This is a genomic window from Rhodococcus sp. NPDC019050 (genome assembly GCF_055664235.1).
In genome coordinates this window covers 100,822-118,256 of record NZ_JBVOON010000004.1, presented here as the reverse complement: position 1 = coordinate 118,256, position 17,435 = coordinate 100,822, and the positions used below count along the sequence as shown (strand labels likewise).

Genomic DNA, 17,435 nt, shown 5'->3' with positions numbered 1-17,435 from the left:
TATGGTGAGCGCATGAGTACTGCGCTCCGGCACTCGGACAGTGCCGAATCCCTGTCGCCCGCCCGGGTGCACGACACCCTGCGACGACACCTGCTCACGGACGGCGTGGACCTCGTCCTCGACCTCGAACGCTCGCGCGGCGTACGGCTCGTCGACCAGCGCGACGGCACCACCTACCTCGACATGTTCGGGTTCTTCGCCTCGTCGGCGATCGGCATGAACCATCCCGCACTCGCGGACGATCCCGGTGCCGCAGAGGAGTTCGGCACGGTCGCGCCGAACAAGCCGAGCAACTCCGACATCTACACCGTGCCGATGGCCCGGTTCGTCGACACCTTCGCCCGGGTCCTCGGGGATCCCGGCCTGCCGCATCTGTTCTTCGTCGACGGTGGTGGACTCGCCGTCGAAAACGCCCTCAAGGCCGCCTTCGACTGGAAGAGCCGCGTCAACGAGTCCCGTGGGATCGATCCCGCACTGGGAGGCGCGGTGCTGCACCTGAGCGAGGCATTCCACGGTCGCACCGGGTACACCATGTCGCTCACCAACACCGATCCGGTCAAGACCGACCGCTTCCCGAAGTTCGACTGGCCGCGCATCGACGCGCCCTATCTGTGCGACGGCCGCGACATCGCAGAAGCCGAGGAGCGCGCGCTCGACCAGGCCCGCGCAGCGTTCGCGGAGCGTCCGCACGACATCGCCTGCTTCATCGCCGAACCCGTCCAGGGGGAGGGCGGCGACCACCACTTCCGTCCCGAGTTCTTCCGGGCGATGGCGGATCTGTGCCGCGCGAACGACGCATTGTTCGTCTTCGACGAAGTGCAGACCGGCGTCGGGCTCACCGGCACCACCTGGGCGTACCAGCAGTTCGGGGTGTCTCCCGACATCGTGGCGTTCGGCAAGAAGACACAGGTCTGCGGGATCATGGCGGGCGGGCGAATCGACGAGATACCCGACAACGTGTTCACGGTGAGTTCGCGCATCAACTCCACCTGGGGTGGAAACCTGACCGACATGGTCCGCGCCCGCCGCACCCTCGAGGTGGTCGAACGCGACGGGCTCGTGGAGCACGCCCGCAGGTCCGGAGCCCACTTGCTGACCGGATTGCAGCGCCTCGCCGCACGCCACCCCGCGGTCACGGAACCGCGCGGCCGCGGGCTGATGTGTGCGATCACCCTGCCGCCGGCGGGGGTGCGCGACGCGGTGCTGAGCGCGCTGTACCAAGACGAGCGTGTGCTCATGATCGGCACCGGCACCCGGGGAATCCGGTTCCGGCCGCCGCTGACGGTGACGACCGCCGAACTCGACGAGGCGCTCGGCGCCCTGGACCGGGTGGTGGCGCAGTACGACTGAACCGTGAGCGACTGTCCGGCTCCGAGCACGACGCCGTAGCTTGTCGGTATGACCGAAGCACTCGGCAACGATCCGGCCGCAGACACCAGCACCTTCGCGATCCCGTCGCTGGCCAATCTTCGTGACATCGGCGGGTACCGGAGTTCCTTCGGCGGTGCGGTGCGCACCGGCGTGGTGTACCGGTCGACCGATCTGAGCCGGATCACAGAGACCGATCTCGACACGCTCGCGGCGCTGCGCATCGCCGCCGTGTTCGATCTCCGGACGGCGGCGGAACAGGAACTCCGTCCGGACAGGCTTCCGGCGCACGCCCGCCACGTCGCGCTCGACGTGCTCGCCGACCGGGACAAGGGCTCCGTCGCGGCAGCGCTACCCGACATCGTCGCCGATCCCGCGTTGGCAGCCCAGGCGTTCGGTGACGGCCGCGCCGCCGAGTACCTGCGCGGGAGCTACCGCGACTTCGTGACGTTGCCGAGCGCGGTCGCGTCGTACCGGGTTCTGGCAGAAGACCTTGCGCGGGGCGATGTTCCGGCGCTCGTCCACTGCAGCGCCGGGAAGGACCGGACGGGGTGGGCGGCGGCGTCGCTGCTCATGTTCGCGGGCGCGGACGAGGAGGCGGTGTTCACCGACTACCTACGGACCAACGACATGTTGCTGCCCGCTTTCGACACCATGTTCGCCCGTTTCGCCGAACGCGGGGGCGACCCCGAGATGCTGATCCCGATCCTCGGTGTGCGACGCGAATATCTCGAGACTGCGATCGACGAGGTGACGACCCGGTACGGCACCATCGACGAGTACTTCGCGTCCGGACTCGGCCTCGACGACGAGCAGTTGCAAGCCCTGCGCGACCGTCTGGTCGCGTCGGCGGATCCGGCGAACTGAGCGCACCCCCAGCGGGAGGCACCGCGTTCAGCGCAAGCGTGCCGCGCGGGTGCGTCGGCGGAGCACCTCGAAGACGGCGAGGCCGACGAGGATGCCGACGAGGTCGGCGCACCAGTCCCACACCGATCCCGACCGGCGAACCGCGACGGTCGCCTGCAACACCTCGGTGAGCACGCCGTAGACGGCCAGTCCCGCGAGCGTGATCGCCGGTGTGAAACGGGCGTACCGAGCGCAGTACGCGAGCACCGCGAACATCAGCGCGTGGGTCACCTTGTCGGTGTGCGGCGGCCCCGAAGGGGTGGTGTCTCCGGGCAGGAGAAGCATCACCGTGATCACGGCGGCGGCAACCAGGAGGGGCAGCATTCGTCGCCAGGTGAATCGGGGCATGGCGGCAACATTAGTCGGCTCCGGCGCGGGCAACGAATTCCGTCAGCCCGGCGCTCGCCATTCCGTGACCAGCCGATACGCGCGGCGCCCGAGCATCCACAGGGCGACGAGCGCCAGGACGACCGCGATCGGATGCCGGATCGCCACCAGGAGCAGCAGCGCGACGAGCACGAGCGGAATCAGCATCACGAGGTTGAGATAGACGTTCTCGCTGGGCTCACGCGGTTGCAGTGCGGGCGGCACCGACGGCAGGTCGCGGAACAGGGGGACGAGGTCGCCGCGGGTACGAGCTTCGGTCGCGCGGGTCACCCGCTCGTCGAACTCGTCGAGAGTCAGCCGGCCGGCGGCGAAGTGTTCTCCGAGCATTTGCACGGCTTCTTCGCGTTCGGCCGTTCCGATGCGGACCTCGGGACGCTCGCCCATGGGTCCAGCCTAGTGGAGATCAGGCGTGCGGGGCGCGTCCGATTCCCAGGCCGCGATCTCGGCCTCGGCGCGCAGGTCGTCGTGGCTCGGTGACGCCAGGAGCAGCAGGACGATCACACCGAGAACGACGAACCCCACGATGAATCCCGGGAACATCAGCGACGTCACGGTCATCCCCGTGGGCTCGGGTGCGTCCGGCAGCACGTGCACTGCCACTCCCGCCATGCCGGTGTAGTGCAGCGCGACCACCGCGGTGGCCATGACCGCCGCGGCCACGCTGCGCATCGCCGCGCTTTCCGTCGAACCGGACAGCCACAGGGCCGTGAGCGAGGCGACCACCCCGATCGCCACCGATCCCGCGATGTAGGGACTCTGCTGTTCGAGTTCTCCCTGTACCCGCACCGCCGACATGCCGGTGTAGTGCATGGCGGCGACCGCGAGACCCATCACCACGCCTCCCACGGACAGTCGTTCACCCGGCGACCACGACCGCAGCAGCCGCACGTTCGCCTGGAGGATCCACAGCCCGAACCAGGTCGCGCCGACCGCCAATGCGACGGAGAGCAGGGTAGGCGCCAGCGCGTAGCGGACCGGCGATCCCGGAACCGAGAAGCCCATCATTTCGATGAAGTGCATCAGCCAGACGCCTATGCCGCCGATCGCCACGCTCGCGAGGAAGGTCCAGCGGGCCCGAGACTCGGCGATCCGGGTGGCGTGGCGGGCGCATGTCAGACCCGCGTAACACCCCACGGCAGACGCGAACCAACCGAGGGCGAAGAGCCACATTCCCATGGAGAAGTGGTGGAGTTCGTGCGACATACGTCCCTTGCGGATGGCGGCACGTAACCCTCCACGGCATGCAGGGGTTACGTGCCGCGGATGGAATCAACAGTGCGACAGCGACCCCGACAGTCTCGAAGAGAATAGGTCACAAATACCCACGCCGATAGGCTGGAAGTCCCGTGGCGTGGTGTGGAACCCGTCGCGGTGCGCACAAGACGGAAGGCCCCCGCACCGACGACGCGGTGGGGGGCCTCCCGAGAAGTGCTGGTGTTACTTGAGTTCGGCGAGAACCGTGCCCTGGGTGATGGCGGAACCCGGCTCGACCGTGAGGCCGGTGACGACGCCGGACTTGTGCGCCGTGACGGGGTTCTCCATCTTCATGGCCTCGAGGACCGCGATGAGATCGCCCTCGGCGACTTCCTGTCCCTCGGTCACAGCGACCTTGACCACGGTGCCCTGCATCGGCGCGGTGACCGCGTCGCCCGACGCCTTGCCGCCCTGGCCGCCACCACGCTTGCGCGGCTTCGGCTTCTTGCGGATGGCACCGGCAGCGCCGCCGCCACCGCCGAGCGAGAACTGACCGGGCAGCGACACCTCGACGCGACGTCCGCCGACCTCGACGACGACGTTCTGCCGGGGCAGACCCTCGTCCTCGTCCTCGACGGCACCGCCCGGGGTGAACGGCTCGATGGGGTTCTCCCAGTCGGTCTCGATCCACTTGGTATAGACGTCGAACTTCTCGCCGTCACCGATGAAGGCCGGGTTCTCGACGATGTGGCGGTGGAACGGGATGACGGTGGCCAGACCGTCGACCTCGAACTCGGCGAGGGCACGTGCGGCGCGCTGGAGCGCCTGCTCGCGGGTCTCACCGGTGACGATGAGCTTGGCGAGCATCGAGTCGAACTGGCCGCCGATGACGTCGCCCTGGACGACGCCGGAGTCGACACGCACGCCGGGGCCCGTGGGCTCGCGGTACACGGTGATCGGGCCGGGAGCGGGCATGAAGCCGCGGCCGGCGTCCTCACCGTTGATGCGGAACTCGAAGGAATGGCCGCGCGGAGTCGGATCTTCCTTGATCTCGAGTTCTTCGCCGTTGGCGATGCGGAACTGCTGCCGGACGAGGTCGATGCCGGAGGTTTCCTCGGTCACGGGGTGCTCGACCTGCAGGCGGGTGTTGACCTCGAGGAAGGAGACGGTGTCGCCCTGCACCAGGTACTCGACGGTGCCGGCGCCGTAGTAACCGGCCTCCTTGCAGATCGCCTTCGCCGATGCGTGGATGCGCGCACGCTGGTCGTCGGTCAGGAACGGCGCGGGCGCCTCCTCGACGAGCTTCTGGAAGCGCCGCTGCAGCGAGCAGTCGCGGGTGCCGGCGACGATGACGTTGCCGTGCTGGTCGGCGAGAACCTGCGCCTCGACGTGGCGTGCCTTGTCGAGGTACTGCTCGACGAAGCACTCGCCGCGACCGAAGGCGGCGATGGCCTCACGGGTGGCGGACTCGAAGAGCTCGGGGATCTCCTCGATGGTCTGCGCGACCTTCATGCCACGACCGCCGCCACCGAATGCAGCCTTGATCGCGACCGGGACGCCGTACTGCTTCGCGAACTCGACGACCTCGTCGGCGTTCTTGACGGGATCCTTGGTGCCGGCCGCCATCGGGGCCTTCGCGCGCTCGGCGATGTGCCGGGCGGTGACCTTGTCGCCGAGGTCGCGGATGGACTGGGGGGAGGGGCCGATCCAGATCAGGCCCGCGTCGATGACAGCCTGAGCGAAGTCGGCGTTCTCCGAGAGGAAGCCGTAACCGGGGTGGATCGCGTCGGCGCCGGACTTGGCCGCAGCGTCGAGGATCTTGTCGAACACCAGGTAGGACTCGGCGGAGGTGGTGCCGCCCAGCGCGAACGCCTCGTCTGCGAGCTTCACGAACTGTGCGTCGGCGTCGGGCTCAGCGTAGACAGCGACACTGCCGTACCCCGCATCCTTCGCCGCGCGGATGACCCGCACAGCGATTTCGCCGCGGTTCGCGACGAGCACCTTCGTGATCTGCGCGCTGGCATGACTGGGCACGGAGCCTCCTGCTATCGATCGTTAGGTTATTTCCGTCAAGCGGCAGTCTAAGCACCAATCCGCTAGACGATGTAACCGGATGGCGTCTACACATTACGGTGCGCCCTCGAGCTTGCAACGCTACTCGCCGGTAGGTGAGACCCCCGGATCCGGGCCTCCGGCGGCCCGTGGCGGGGATGCCACCACGTCGGACATCAGTTCACGGGTCCGGTGAAGGAAGCGGAGTACGTTCGCCGCCGCGACGGGATTGTCGGGGAAACGAGCCGACATGTTCACGCCCTCCGGCGTCCGGTTGATCCAGATGTAGACGTCGTGGGCGAAGCTGCGGCTGCGGAGCGCTCGCGCGTTCCATTCCGGCCACTGCGCAGCCATCGGCACGAACCGAACGTCCATGTAGGACACGACGAATCTCGGCCTGATCGGCACGCCGAGCAACTCCCCGATCCGGTCGAACGGCACGAGCGCACCGGCACGGGTGCGACGGAGTTCGCGCGCGGCGCGAGCAGTCAGGATGACGAAATCCGTTGTCCCCGTGAGGTCGAGGTCGACCGGACGCAGGCCGACGAACCACCCCAGCGCGCCCGCCCACATCGGTCCCGTCCGGGTGTGGGAGGGCGCGATGACACGGAAATTGTCCACACCCGCCAGTTCGCGCGTCGCCGCACCGAGGCACGCGAGTACGCCGGCGAAGAACCCGGCGCCCGCGTCGCGGCACCGCGCCGCGAACACCGACGCCTGCGCGTCGTCGAACCAGCGTTCCGCCGCGCGTTGCTGCGGGAACGGGTGCGCGGGACGGGGTCCGATGGGTAGCGGGAACGACGGTGCGTGGCCGCCGCACACCTTCAGCGTGTGCTGCCAGATCCGCGCGGCTTCGTGCTTGTCGTCGAGTCGTTCGGACCCGTCGCGTTCGGCGGCGCCGAAATCGATGTAACTGCCGACCGGGAACAGCGCCGCGGGCCGGCCGGTTCGTTCCTCTTCGTACAAAGCGGTGATCTCGTGGGCGACGAGCACGATCGAGTAGCCGTCGATGATGGAGTGATCCGCGCCGAAGAACACGGTGAAACACGGTGCGGGGCCGGGCCGTTCGAGCGTCGCGAACACGTACGCGGGCCAGTGGTGCGGGGTGGTGTAGTCGTCGAACAGTCCGTGCAGGTGGTCGCGGATGGTGTCGGGGTCGCTCGGATCATGACGGATGCAGCGGACCGAGATCTTGCCCGGCGGCACGGTCCGGCGCACGAGCGGGCTGTCCGCCCGATCGGGGTCGGAGAGGCTCGTGTGGCTGCGCAGGGGTTCGTGCCGATCGATCCAGCGCTGTAGTGCGACGCGGAACTTCTCGGGGTCGATCTCGCCGTCGATCTCGAACGCGGTGCCGAGCCACGATTCCCGGCCGCCTCCGTAACGGGCACCGCTGGAACGCCTCAAATGAGCTTCGTGGATATAGGAGGCCGGTCGGCTGTCCTGCTTCCACGCGTCTTCGGGTGCGCACGGCAGCCATTCCGTCAGGACTCCTGCCGCAATGGGGTAGTCGGCCAACTCGGTGAACTGCATCGGACCCGGACTACCGCGGGCTCAAGCGCGCAGGTGGCGCTTGATGCGCGCCAGCATGGCGCTCATGCCGCGCAACCGCAGCGGGCTGACGGCGTCGGCCAGGCCCAGCGCGGAGTAGAAGTCGTCCGGAACCTCGAGGATCTCCTTCGCGCTGAGCCCGTCGAGTCCCTGGTGCAGGATCGACGCGAATCCGCGCGTGGTGGGAGCCTCGGCGGGAGCACTGAAATGCAGTGTCACGCTGCCGGGGTCGGCCGCGTCGACCGAGAGGAACAGCGGCGACTGGCACTCGGGCACGGGCTCCATCGCCGCCTCCTCCAGTTCGGGAGGCAGCGGCGGCAGTTCGCGGCTGAACTCGAGGAGCAGCTGGAGTTTGTCCTGACCGTCGACGGCAGCGAAGTCGTCGACGATCTCTGCGAGGGGTGCGGGAATGCTCATGCGACCGCTGCTGTTCCCGGCTCGTCGCCCCGGACGATGGGCACGCGCACCGCGTTGCCCCACTCCGTCCACGAACCGTCGTAGTTGCGCACATGCGGGTATCCGAGCAGGTGCGTGAGCACGAACCAGGTGTGGCTGGACCGCTCGCCGATCCGGCAGTACGCGATGACATCGGCGTTCTTGTCCACACCCGAGTAGATCTCGTCGAGTTCGGCGCGCGAGCGGAAACGTCCGTCCGGAGCAGCGGCCTTCGCCCACGGAATGGAGATCGCCGTCGGGATGTGACCGCCGCGCAGGGCGCCTTCCTCGGGGTAGTCCGGCATGTGGGTGCGCTCGCCCGTGTACTCCTGCGGCGAGCGGACGTCCACGAGCGGAACCTCACCGAGGTGCGCGAGCACGTCGTCCTTGAAGGCGCGGATCGGAGTGTCGTTGCGTTCGACGACGGGATAGCCGCTCGCCGTCGACGACGGGATCTCCAGGGTGGTGTCGCGGTTCTCCGAGATCCACGCGTCGCGCCCGCCGTCGAGGAGCCGGACGTCCTCGTGACCGAAGAGAGTGAACACCCACAGCGCGTACGCGGCCCACCAGTTCGACTTGTCGCCGTAGATCACCACGGTGTCGGTGCGGCGGATGCCCTTGCGATCCATCAGCGCGGCGAACTGTTCGCCGTCGATGTAGTCGCGGGTCACCGGATCGTTGAGGTCGAGATGCCAGTCGATCTTCACGGCGCCCGGAATGTGCCCGACGTCGTAGAGCAGCACGTCTTCGTCGGATTCGACGACCTTCATCTCGGGATGCCCGAGGTGGGCCGAGAGCCACTCGGTCGACACGAGACGAGCGGGATCCGCGTAGGCGGCGAACGACGAGTTGCTATCGGGTGCGACGGGCACTAAGAGCTCCTGGGGCAGTGGTGGCAGGTGCGCAGTCGATTCTAGGCGGTAGCGTTCGAGGACGTGACGCGCAGTCGATCCCCCCGCCCGGATCTCCGCTGTCGCGCCGACATCGACGTCCTGGTGCGACGGTTCTACGAGCGGGCCCTCGGGGATCAGGTCCTTGCGCCGGTGTTCGACGTACTTGCTGTCGTCGGGCTCGACGAGCACCTGGTCACCGTCGGCGACTTCTGGGAACAGATCCTGTTCCGCACCACCCGGTACGACGGTGCCTTCCTGCCGGTGCACCGGGCACTGCACGCCCATCACGGACTCGGCCCGGATCGCATCGCGCGCTGGCTGGAGTTGTGGACCGAGACGGTCGACGCGCACTTCGAGGGAGTCCATGCCGAACGCGCCAAGTCGAAGGCGGCGGCCATGGCCCGCTCGCTCGGGCGCTCCCTCCGCAGCTCGTTCGGGCACGACCGGCAGGTCAGACCGCGGTAGGCGCCTTCAGCTGCATCCACGCGAGGACGTGGAGTACCCGCAGCGCCGACACCGACTCCGGGAGCCCGGCCAGGTCACGCAACCCGACGAGACGCCGATGGAGCGCGCCGTCGTTGTCCCGCAACGCTTGCCGAAGAGGTTCGACGTGGGCTTTCTTCGTATCCAGCACCTCGCCGACCACGCGGTCGTAGACGGGGTACAGGCGTGGACGCTTCCGCGCGATCAGCTTGGACGCGACAGTGCGCCCGACACCCGGCACAGTCCACATCGCCGTTTCGAGTTGCACCGCAGGAGATTGCGGCGTCATCTCGTCGGCCTGGTCGACCAGATCCCGGTCGGGGCCCACGGCTGCGAGCAGCGCGGCGAACTCGTCGCGTCGTTCCCGCAGCAGGACGTCGGCACCGTCGGGCGGTACCTCGACCGAGAGAAAGGTGACGGCGACGAGGTCGTCGGAGGTGAAGACGTCGACGTCGCGGCCTCTGGTGCCGGAGGGATCCCACTCGTCCCACAGTGCGCCGCTCCGGAGCCGTCCGGTCTTCGGCAGCGGCACACGGAAATAGCGGTCGAGCACGTCGAGTGCCGCCGCGTCGTCCGCGGTTGCCAGCACCTTCGGGAGCCGGATCGTCATGTCAGCCCTCTGCGATGACTTCGAGGATGTGCTGCGCGAACCAGCGGTTGTGATACTCCTCATACGGGCCGGAGCCCTGCGCGGCGAGACGCTCGGCCAACGGGCCGATGGTGGTCTCGTCGAGCGGAAGCGCGAAGAACTGCTCGTCGGCGCCCTCGTCGCTGAGGAACCAGTCGATGACGACTGCGTCGCCGTCCGTCGCCACGTTGTCCGACTCGTGGAACTTCAGCAGGGGATACCGCATCGACAATGCGTCCGGAGACGACCCGGTCTGCTGGGTCAGCGCGGACGTGGACGTGGTCAGCACCGTGCGGTAGTCGACGGTCCGGCCGTCCTCCATGTATCGCTCGATGTAGAGCACTTCGACCGGACCGACGGCCAGCGTGAACAGCCGCTGATGGTCCGCGGTGCGGCCGGCCGCCGGGAGGCAGGTCAATGTCCACCCGGACACCTCGCACTCCGCCGGATCCACGAAGGCGGACACGAGATATCCGGCCACCAGGTCGACGACCACGTCGAAGAAGGGGTCCTGGCTCAGCAACACGAAGCTTTCTCGCGTCGCGGACCCCGCAATGTCATTCATGGCAGTCCTCGGATTCGGTGGTGGGGATGCTCCGGAACCCGATCAGTTTTCGAGAGCTTCGATTGGAATGGCCGCGTTCTCGGTCCACAACTGCGCCACCGAGATGTCGACCTGGGCGAGCAGTCGGCGCACCAACGGCAAGCCGATGCCCACCACGGACGACGGGTCGCCTTCGATGCTGTCGACGAACCAGCCGCCGAGACCGTCGAGCGTGAACGCGCCCGCGACCTCCAGCGGCTCGCCGCTCTCGAGATAGCTCTCGAGTTCCTCTTCGGTCGGTGTACCGAAATGCACGACGGTGCCGCTGTGCGCGGATGCCTCGGCGACCTGCTCGCCGTCCGCGACCCGGAGCACGCTGTGCCCGGTGAGCAATTCGGCGCTTCGTCCCGCCATCGTCCGCCAGCGTTCGCGCGCAACCTCGGCCGTGCCGGGCTTGCCCTGCAACACGCCGTCGACGAGCAGCATCGAGTCGCACCCGATGATCACCGCGTCCTTCAAGCCGCTCTCGTAGAGTGCCGGAAGGACGGCCAGGGCCTTCTCCCGGGCGAGCGCCGTGACGACCGCCTCGGGTGCGGTTCCGGACTCGAGTGCTGCCACGACGGCATCCTCGTCGACTCCGGATACCTGAACGAGCGGCTTGACTCCTGCTGCGTGCAGTACCGACAGGCGTGCGGGAGAAGCCGATGCCAACACCAGGCGGGGCATTTCAGCCTCTGTTCGGATACGAGTACGGGGAGAACGGTGCCCACTGGCGGTGCATCCGCGTCGGATCGCCCCACGTCTCGGGCGGCTTGCCGTCGCCCTCGGGTGCCGCGGACCCTGCGGCCGCCGCGAGCACCGACACGAGGGCTGCGATCTCCTCGTCGGACGGGTTGCCCTTGACGATCCGCAACGCAACGGCGAGCTCATCGGCCGAATCCGCCGCCTCGGCCGCGGGTTCCGGCTCGGCCGGTGCAGTGACCTGCCCGTTTCCGGAGGTCACCGGCACGGCGTCGGTCGCTTCGATCTCCGTGTCGGTGATGATCTTGTCCTCTGCCGTCGCCGTCACTGCGCGCCACCCGTGTGCGACGTCGCGAACTGGGTCGCTGTCATGTGGATCCCTCTCGTTGAGGTCACAGGGGAATGTTTCCATGCTTCTTCGGCGGAAGCGAAACCATCTTCCGCTCGAGCAGCCGCAGCGCGGAGACGATCTGACCGCGCGTGTGCGACGGCGGGATCACCGCGTCGACATACCCGCGCTCGGCAGCGATATACGGATTGACGAGGGTGTCCTCGTACTCGTTCTGCAACTGCAGGCGCAACGCGTCGACATCTTCGCCGGCGGCGGCCGCGTCCTTGAGCTGCTTGCGGTAGACGAAGCCCACGGCTCCGGATGCACCCATGACGGCGATCTGCGCGGTCGGCCATGCCAGATTGACGTCGGCGCCCATGTGCTTGGAGCCCATGACGTCGTAGGCGCCGCCGTACGCCTTGCGGGTGATGACGGTGATCTTGCCGACCGTCGCCTCGCCGTACGCGTACAGCAACTTCGCGCCGCGGCGGATGATGCCGTTGAACTCCTGCTCGGTGCCGGGCAGGAAGCCGGGCACGTCGACGAGGGTCACGATGGGCACGTTGAACGCGTCGCACGTCCGCACGAAGCGGGCGGCCTTCTCGGAGGCGTCGATGTCGAGGCAGCCGGCGAACTGCGTCGGCTGGTTCGCGACGATGCCGACGCTGCGGCCGTCGATGCGACCGAAGCCGATGATGATGTTGCGGGCGCGCTCCGCCTGGACCTCGAGGAACTCGTCGTCGTCGAGGAGACGGCGGATGACCTCGTGCATGTCGTAGGGCTGGTTCGCGGAGTCGGGGATGATCGTGTCGAGCTCGAGGTCTTCCTCGGTGAGCGAATCCTCGATAGCCCCGTCGATCGGATCGGTCGGCGCGGTGCGCGGCGCAGCGGCCTGATTGTTGCTCGGCAGGTACGACAGCAGGTCGCGGACGTAGTCGAGCGCGTCCTGCTCACCTTCTGCGACGTAGTGCGCGACACCGGACTTGACCATGTGCGTGTGCGCGCCGCCGAGGTCCTCCATCGTCACGTCTTCGCCCGTGACCGTCTTGATGACGTCGGGGCCGGTGACGAACATCTGGCTGGTCTGATCGACCATGACGACGAAGTCCGTGAGGGCGGGGGAGTAGACGTGACCACCGGCGGCGGGGCCCATGATGAGCGAGATCTGGGGGATGACGCCGGATGCCTGCACGTTGCGGTGGAAGATCTCGCCGTAGAGACCGAGCGAGACGACACCTTCCTGGATACGCGCGCCGGCACCTTCGTTGATACCCACCAGCGGGCGCCCGGTGCGCACCGCGAGATCCATGACCTTGACGATCTTCTCGCCGTAGACCTCACCGAGGCTTCCGCCGAAGACCGTGGCGTCCTGCGAGAAGACGCAGACGTCGCGACCGTCGATGGTGCCGTACCCGGTGACGACGCCGTCTCCGACGGGACGGTTCTCGGCCAGGCCGAAGTTGGTGCTGCGGTGGCGGGCGAGGGCATCGAGCTCCACGAAAGAGCCTTCGTCGAGCAATGCGTTGATGCGCTCACGGGCGGTCAGCTTGCCCTTGGCGTGCACCTTCTCGATGGCGGCCTCACCGACGGGAGCCTGAGCCTTGGCCTGACGATTGCGCAGGTCGGCGAGCTTGCCGGCGGTGGTGTGAATATCGGGCGTACTCGCCGCCTCGGACGCGGAGGGCTCCTGGACAGTGGTCATGGCCAGTCAGCTTAGCGAGCGTCACATACCTGTGCCGCGCCGGTCCCGGTTGTGTTGAATTATTGAACTGAAGCTACCGGCGGATAGGACGGATCACGCGAGCCTAGTCTGAGCGCATGGCCGGATCCCACGAATCGACAGATGTCGCCGCCCTGCGCGTATCCCTCGACGCCGATCGACTGCAGAGGGCACTCTCGTCGCAGGAAAACGCAGCGTTCTACACACAAGTGGAGGTCGTGGAGGAGACCGGCTCGACCAACGCGGACCTGCTCGCCCTCGCGGCCACCGGCGCCGACCGCCGGGTGCTGCTCGCCGAATTCCAGAGCGGCGGCCGCGGCCGGCACTCACGAACCTGGAACGGTGTCCCGGCGGCGCAGGTCATCGCGTCGGTGCTGTTGCGCCTGCCCGGGTGCCCCCTGAGCGACCTGGGATGGCTGCCGCTCGTCGCCGGGATCGCCACTGTCGACGCCGTGCGATCCGTCGGGGGAGTCCCGGCGCAGCTCAAATGGCCGAACGACGTGCTGGTGGACGGCCGCAAGCTCGCCGGGATCCTGGTGGAGGTCGCGTCGACCTCCCCGGAACCCGTTGTCGTGGTCGGGGTGGGGCTCAACGTGAGTCTCACCGCCGAAGAACTCCCGGTTCCCACAGCCACGTCGCTGCTGCTCGAGAACGCGACCGACCTCGATCGGACGCTGCTCGCGGAAACCCTGCTCACGGCGTTCGCCGAGCGCATCCGCGCGTGGGGACGTGCGGGATGGAACACCGCAGGACCTGCTGCCGCGTACCGCGAGCGGTGCGGCACGATCGGTCAGCGGGTACGCGCAGTGCTGCCCGGCGACACCGAACTCCACGGCATCGCCGTGGACGTCGACGACCTGGGCCGGCTCGTGATCCGGCCCGACGGCGGCGGGGAACCGGTGGCCGTGGCGGCGGGCGACATCACGCACCTTCGTCCCGCCTGACGACGACGGGGACGAACGGTCCGGCACCGGCGTGTGCCATCGTGGGCGCCATGGGATATCCCGACGACGCGCTCGCACCCGGGGAAGAGCTGCTGCTCCACCGTCATCCGCACTGGAAGGCACTGATCGTTCCGGCAGCGATCCTCCTCGCAGCGACCCCGCTCGCCGGATTCCTGCTCGGGGTGGTGCAGGCGCAACTCGACGGAGCTGCCGCAACCGTCCTGAGTGTCGCCATCCTGCTGTTGTGGGCCGTACTGGTCGGGTGGCGCTGCCTCATCCCCCTCGTCGGCTGGCTCAGCACCCACTTCATCGTCACCGACCGGCGGGTGCTGGTGCGCACCGGCGTCCTTACCCACACCGGCATCGACATTCCGATGGGCCGGATCAGCAACGTGCAGTTCCGGCACGGTCTCGTCGACCGGATGCTGCGCACCGGAACCCTGGTGGTGGTCTCGGCCGCCGACGACCCGCTCGAGTTCGACGACATTCCCGACGTGCAGCAGGTCCACGCCCTGCTCTACCAGCAGGCGTTCGACGCGCACGACCGCAACGACGGGGAACGACACGGCCTGCGGCATCCACACGAAGGGGACACCCGGCGCAAAGCGTGGTAATCCCGACAAGCGCGCCAATCGTCCGTACGCTGAACCCGTGACTGCCGTTCTACTCGCCGAAGACGACGAAGCCATCGCGGCACCGCTGTCGCGCGCCCTCGGCCGCGAGGGATACGAGGTGACGGTCGAACACAGCGGACCGGTGGCTCTCGAGCGCGCCCTCTCGGGCGACTACGACCTCCTCATCCTCGATCTGGGCCTGCCCGGGATGGACGGCCTGGAGGTGTGCCGACAGATCCGTGCCGACCGCTCCGAACTCGCCGTACTGATGCTCACCGCCCGCACCGACGAAGTCGACTTCGTCGTAGGGCTCGACGCCGGCGCCGACGACTACGTCGGCAAACCGTTCCGGCTCGCCGAATTGATGGCACGGGTGCGCGCACTGCTGCGGCGCCGAGGTTCCGGCGAACAGGAAGACGTAGTCGACGTGTCCGGGATCCGGCTCGAGCGCGCCGCCCGGCGCGTTCTGGTCGAGGGGTCCGAGGTGGCGCTGGCCAACAAGGAATACGAACTGCTGCGGGTATTGCTCGAACACGCCGGACAGGTGGTCTCGCGCGACGTCATCCTCGAAGAGGTATGGGGCGACACCGACCTCCGCGGGTCCAAGACCCTCGACATGCACATGTCGTGGCTGCGCCGGAAGATCGGCGACGAGGGCCCCGCGGGGGAACGACGCATCGCGACGGTGCGCGGCGTCGGATTCCGTCTGAACACCGACTAGCGGCCCGCTCACGTGCGAAGTCGCATCCTCAATGCGGTGATGGCCACCGTCCTGCTCGTCGCCTTGCTGCTCGGTGTCCCGCTGGCGTACACCGCCTACCTCTTCGTGGAGGACACCGCGCGCCGCGACCTGCAGGCCCGCCTCGGGCGGATGGCCGACGAGATCATCGCCCAGGAAGGCACCGCCGGCCTGATCGTCGGCGGGCTCGACACCAGTTCTCTCCGGCTGCTCGTGCCGGCGGACGGCCGGGTCGTGGTGGTCTACCCCACCCCGGAGAACATCGCGGCCCGCCTCGACATCGGCGCGCCCGTCGTGGAGTCCCCGATCGTGGAATCGCTGTCGATGGGCACGTCGGGGTCGTTGCGGATCGAGGTGCCCTCGGAAAGCCTGCGCACGCTCCAGCAGCAGGTGCTCGCGGCGGTGACGTTGCTGGTGCTGCTCTCGGTTGCCGTCGGCGCGCTGGTCGCGGTCGCGACCGCACGCCGGCTCGCAGACCCGCTCCGGGACGTCGCGGGTCGCGCTGCCCGGCTGGGCGAGGGAGACTTCCGGCCCGTGCCGCGCCGGCACGGCATTCCCGAACTCGACCGGGTCTCCGATGTGCTCGACGCCGCGGCCGTGGAGATCTCCAATCGGCTCCAGCGCGAACACGGACTGGTCGGCGACGTCTCCCATCAGTTGCGGTCGCGCATGACGGCGGTCCGGCTGCGTCTCGACGAACTGTCCACCCACGACGATCCCGCGGTCGTCGAGGAAGCCGAGGAAGCGATGGCCCAGGTGGACCGGCTCACCAGCGCGATCACCGACCTGGTCCGGCAGTCGCGCAACAGCGCGGCCGAACTCCGGACGGAGGTCTCGGTGGTGGGCGACCTCACCGGCGTGATCGCGGACTGGCGCGGCCCGTTCCAGGAGGCAGGCCGAGAACTGGTGCTGAGCGGCGACCCGGCACTTCGCTCACCGGTGACCGGATCCCGTTTGCGTGAGGCCGTGGCCGTACTCGTCGACAATGCGCTCGTCCACGGCGGCGGGACGTGCACCGTGTCGGTGAGGTACGTGGCCACGCGCGGTGACGCGACGGTGTGCGTGGAGGTCAGCGACGAGGGTGAGGGCGTGTCCGACGACCTGGCACCGCACATCTTCGAGCGCGGATTCTCCGGTGGCGGCTCGACCGGATTGGGTCTCGCACTCGCCCGGGCGCTCGTCGAAGCGGACGGCGGCCGGCTCGAACTTCAGCGTCGCAGGCCGGCACTGTTCGCGTTGTTCCTGGGCGCAAGCAAAGATCGCGAAACACCGGAGGCCGGTGCCGCGCGGGAACCGAGATGAGTGCGGCGCGTTCCCGCGCCGGAGACGTCAGGTCCGCGGGTCGTCGGTGAGTTCGCCGGGCACGTCGTCGGGGGTCATCTCCTCGGGGAAGACGAACCGCCGGAAGCAGTAGAAGCGGAACATCATCTGCAGCAGATTGCCGATGATGTACGCGCTGAAGAAGTCGGCGATGTTCTCGACCGTGAGGCTCACTTCGGGAACCCGCAGGTTGAACACGTAACTCGAGATGTACAGCGGGATGAAGGAAAGGACCACCCCGATGCCGCTGACGAAGAAGAACAGGAACGCCTCGTGCGTGCGCTCGCGGCCGCCACGATTCTTGAACGACCACTCCCGGTTGAGGATGTAGGAGCAGAGCACCGCCACGACACCGGCGATGATCTTGGCGGTCACGGGCTTCTCCGACAGGACCGTGAGCTTGAGGGTGTAGAAGATCGTGGAGTCGATGACGAACGTGGTCCCGCCGACGATCGCGAACTTGACCAGCTCGCGGTGACGAACCAACAAGTCCCGAAGGGGCTGCGGAACTCTGTTCAGGGTTTCATCAACGAATGACACTCGGAGAAGTCTACGAAACATTTGCGTGAATCCACGAACCTTGCGAGA

Annotated in this window: 20 protein-coding genes; 7 read left to right on the top strand and 13 right to left on the bottom strand. The window is 67.9% G+C overall.

Going from position 1 to position 17,435, the window contains the following annotated elements; genetic code table 11:
- Positions 1 to 12 precede the first annotated feature (12 nt).
- On the top strand, positions 13 to 1,350 hold the full coding sequence (gene lat, locus AC0B44_RS06865) for an L-lysine 6-transaminase (RefSeq protein ID WP_471902183.1): 1,338 nt from the start codon (positions 13 to 15) through the stop codon (positions 1,348 to 1,350).
- 48 nt (positions 1,351 to 1,398) lie between these two features.
- Positions 1,399 to 2,235, top strand: coding sequence for a tyrosine-protein phosphatase (locus AC0B44_RS06860; RefSeq protein ID WP_471902182.1), 837 nt, complete (start codon positions 1,399 to 1,401; stop codon positions 2,233 to 2,235).
- Positions 2,236 to 2,262: 27 nt separating this feature from the next.
- Here the strand turns inward: AC0B44_RS06860 and AC0B44_RS06855 are convergent, their stop codons facing one another.
- The 7 genes from AC0B44_RS06855 to AC0B44_RS06825 form a co-directional block, all read right to left on the bottom strand.
- Positions 2,263 to 2,622: a VanZ family protein gene (locus AC0B44_RS06855; protein ID WP_471902181.1), complete on the bottom strand. Its 360-nt coding sequence runs from the start codon at positions 2,620 to 2,622 to the stop codon at positions 2,263 to 2,265.
- A 42-nt stretch (positions 2,623 to 2,664) separates the two neighbouring features.
- The gene (locus tag AC0B44_RS06850) at positions 2,665 to 3,045 is read right to left on the bottom strand and encodes a DUF1707 SHOCT-like domain-containing protein (protein WP_471902180.1); all 381 of its coding nucleotides are present in this window, start codon (positions 3,043 to 3,045) and stop codon (positions 2,665 to 2,667) included.
- 9 nt (positions 3,046 to 3,054) lie between these two features.
- Entirely contained in the window at positions 3,055 to 3,864 is an 810-nt protein-coding gene (locus AC0B44_RS06845; protein ID WP_471902179.1) for an MHYT domain-containing protein, read from the bottom strand.
- Between the two features lie 234 nt (positions 3,865 to 4,098).
- A complete protein-coding gene (locus AC0B44_RS06840; protein WP_471902178.1) occupies positions 4,099 to 5,889 on the bottom strand; it encodes an acetyl/propionyl/methylcrotonyl-CoA carboxylase subunit alpha in 1,791 nt (596 codons plus the stop codon).
- A 120-nt stretch (positions 5,890 to 6,009) separates the two neighbouring features.
- Positions 6,010 to 7,437 carry a condensation domain-containing protein gene (locus AC0B44_RS06835; protein WP_471902177.1) on the bottom strand — a complete coding sequence of 476 codons (1,428 nt, stop codon included), beginning with the start codon at positions 7,435 to 7,437 and terminating at the stop codon, positions 6,010 to 6,012.
- A gap of 21 nt (positions 7,438 to 7,458) precedes the next feature.
- Positions 7,459 to 7,872: a SufE family protein gene (locus AC0B44_RS06830; protein ID WP_471902176.1), complete on the bottom strand. Its 414-nt coding sequence runs from the start codon at positions 7,870 to 7,872 to the stop codon at positions 7,459 to 7,461.
- Positions 7,869 to 8,762, bottom strand: coding sequence for a sulfurtransferase (locus tag AC0B44_RS06825; protein WP_471902175.1), 894 nt, complete (start codon positions 8,760 to 8,762; stop codon positions 7,869 to 7,871). The genes AC0B44_RS06830 and AC0B44_RS06825 overlap by 4 nt, the downstream gene beginning before the upstream one ends.
- A 63-nt stretch (positions 8,763 to 8,825) precedes the next feature.
- Between AC0B44_RS06825 and AC0B44_RS06820 the strand changes: the two genes are divergently transcribed.
- Positions 8,826 to 9,248 (top strand): group III truncated hemoglobin, encoded by a 423-nt coding sequence (locus AC0B44_RS06820; RefSeq protein WP_471902174.1) that lies wholly within the window; start codon positions 8,826 to 8,828, stop codon positions 9,246 to 9,248.
- Here the strand turns inward: AC0B44_RS06820 and AC0B44_RS06815 are convergent.
- From AC0B44_RS06815 to AC0B44_RS06795, 5 genes are all read right to left on the bottom strand, one after another.
- Complete coding sequence (locus AC0B44_RS06815) at positions 9,235 to 9,876, bottom strand: DUF6308 family protein (RefSeq protein ID WP_471902173.1); 642 nt, start codon at positions 9,874 to 9,876, stop codon at positions 9,235 to 9,237. The genes AC0B44_RS06820 and AC0B44_RS06815 overlap by 14 nt on opposite strands.
- A 1-nt stretch (position 9,877) precedes the next feature.
- Positions 9,878 to 10,459, bottom strand: coding sequence for a hypothetical protein (locus tag AC0B44_RS06810; protein WP_471902172.1), 582 nt, complete (start codon positions 10,457 to 10,459; stop codon positions 9,878 to 9,880).
- A gap of 42 nt (positions 10,460 to 10,501) precedes the next feature.
- Positions 10,502 to 11,164, bottom strand: coding sequence for a Maf family protein (locus tag AC0B44_RS06805; protein ID WP_471902171.1), 663 nt, complete (start codon positions 11,162 to 11,164; stop codon positions 10,502 to 10,504).
- Position 11,165: 1 nt separating this feature from the next.
- A complete protein-coding gene (locus AC0B44_RS06800; RefSeq protein ID WP_471902170.1) occupies positions 11,166 to 11,507 on the bottom strand; it encodes an acyl-CoA carboxylase subunit epsilon in 342 nt (113 codons plus the stop codon).
- Between the two features lie 64 nt (positions 11,508 to 11,571).
- On the bottom strand, positions 11,572 to 13,212 hold the full coding sequence (locus AC0B44_RS06795; protein WP_471902169.1) for an acyl-CoA carboxylase subunit beta: 1,641 nt from the start codon (positions 13,210 to 13,212) through the stop codon (positions 11,572 to 11,574).
- Positions 13,213 to 13,328: 116 nt separating this feature from the next.
- On the opposite strand from AC0B44_RS06795, the gene AC0B44_RS06790 reads away from it, so the two are divergent.
- Genes AC0B44_RS06790 through AC0B44_RS06775 form a run of 4 tightly spaced genes read left to right on the top strand, consistent with a single transcriptional unit; the run spans position 13,329 to position 16,829 of the window.
- Positions 13,329 to 14,174, top strand: coding sequence for a biotin--[acetyl-CoA-carboxylase] ligase (locus AC0B44_RS06790; RefSeq protein ID WP_471902168.1), 846 nt, complete (start codon positions 13,329 to 13,331; stop codon positions 14,172 to 14,174).
- Between the two features lie 50 nt (positions 14,175 to 14,224).
- Positions 14,225 to 14,788 carry a PH domain-containing protein gene (locus AC0B44_RS06785; RefSeq protein WP_471902167.1) on the top strand — a complete coding sequence of 188 codons (564 nt, stop codon included), beginning with the start codon at positions 14,225 to 14,227 and terminating at the stop codon, positions 14,786 to 14,788.
- A 37-nt stretch (positions 14,789 to 14,825) separates the two neighbouring features.
- A complete protein-coding gene (locus AC0B44_RS06780) occupies positions 14,826 to 15,509 on the top strand; it encodes a response regulator transcription factor (protein WP_471902166.1) in 684 nt (227 codons plus the stop codon).
- Between the two features lie 12 nt (positions 15,510 to 15,521).
- Positions 15,522 to 16,829: a sensor histidine kinase gene (locus AC0B44_RS06775; protein ID WP_471902165.1), complete on the top strand. Its 1,308-nt coding sequence runs from the start codon at positions 15,522 to 15,524 to the stop codon at positions 16,827 to 16,829.
- Positions 16,830 to 16,856: 27 nt separating this feature from the next.
- Here the strand turns inward: AC0B44_RS06775 and AC0B44_RS06770 are convergent, their stop codons facing one another.
- Positions 16,857 to 17,387, bottom strand: a complete 531-nt coding sequence (locus tag AC0B44_RS06770) for a GtrA family protein (RefSeq protein ID WP_471902164.1) — start codon at positions 17,385 to 17,387, stop codon at positions 16,857 to 16,859.
- Positions 17,388 to 17,435: the final 48 nt, after the last annotated feature.

Coding starts and splice junctions, on each gene's coding strand:
- lat (WP_471902183.1), top strand. CDS start 13: ATGAGTACTGCGCTCCGGCACTCGGACAGTGCCGAATCCCTGTCGCCC.
- AC0B44_RS06860 (WP_471902182.1), top strand. CDS start 1,399: ATGACCGAAGCACTCGGCAACGATCCGGCCGCAGACACCAGCACCTTC.
- AC0B44_RS06855 (WP_471902181.1), bottom strand. CDS start 2,622: ATGCCCCGATTCACCTGGCGACGAATGCTGCCCCTCCTGGTTGCCGCC.
- AC0B44_RS06850 (WP_471902180.1), bottom strand. CDS start 3,045: ATGGGCGAGCGTCCCGAGGTCCGCATCGGAACGGCCGAACGCGAAGAA.
- AC0B44_RS06845 (WP_471902179.1), bottom strand. CDS start 3,864: ATGTCGCACGAACTCCACCACTTCTCCATGGGAATGTGGCTCTTCGCC.
- AC0B44_RS06835 (WP_471902177.1), bottom strand. CDS start 7,437: ATGCAGTTCACCGAGTTGGCCGACTACCCCATTGCGGCAGGAGTCCTG.
- AC0B44_RS06830 (WP_471902176.1), bottom strand. CDS start 7,872: ATGAGCATTCCCGCACCCCTCGCAGAGATCGTCGACGACTTCGCTGCC.
- AC0B44_RS06815 (WP_471902173.1), bottom strand. CDS start 9,876: ATGACGATCCGGCTCCCGAAGGTGCTGGCAACCGCGGACGACGCGGCG.
- AC0B44_RS06810 (WP_471902172.1), bottom strand. CDS start 10,459: ATGAATGACATTGCGGGGTCCGCGACGCGAGAAAGCTTCGTGTTGCTG.
- AC0B44_RS06805 (WP_471902171.1), bottom strand. CDS start 11,164: ATGCCCCGCCTGGTGTTGGCATCGGCTTCTCCCGCACGCCTGTCGGTA.
- AC0B44_RS06795 (WP_471902169.1), bottom strand. CDS start 13,212: ATGACCACTGTCCAGGAGCCCTCCGCGTCCGAGGCGGCGAGTACGCCC.
- AC0B44_RS06790 (WP_471902168.1), top strand. CDS start 13,329: ATGGCCGGATCCCACGAATCGACAGATGTCGCCGCCCTGCGCGTATCC.
- AC0B44_RS06785 (WP_471902167.1), top strand. CDS start 14,225: ATGGGATATCCCGACGACGCGCTCGCACCCGGGGAAGAGCTGCTGCTC.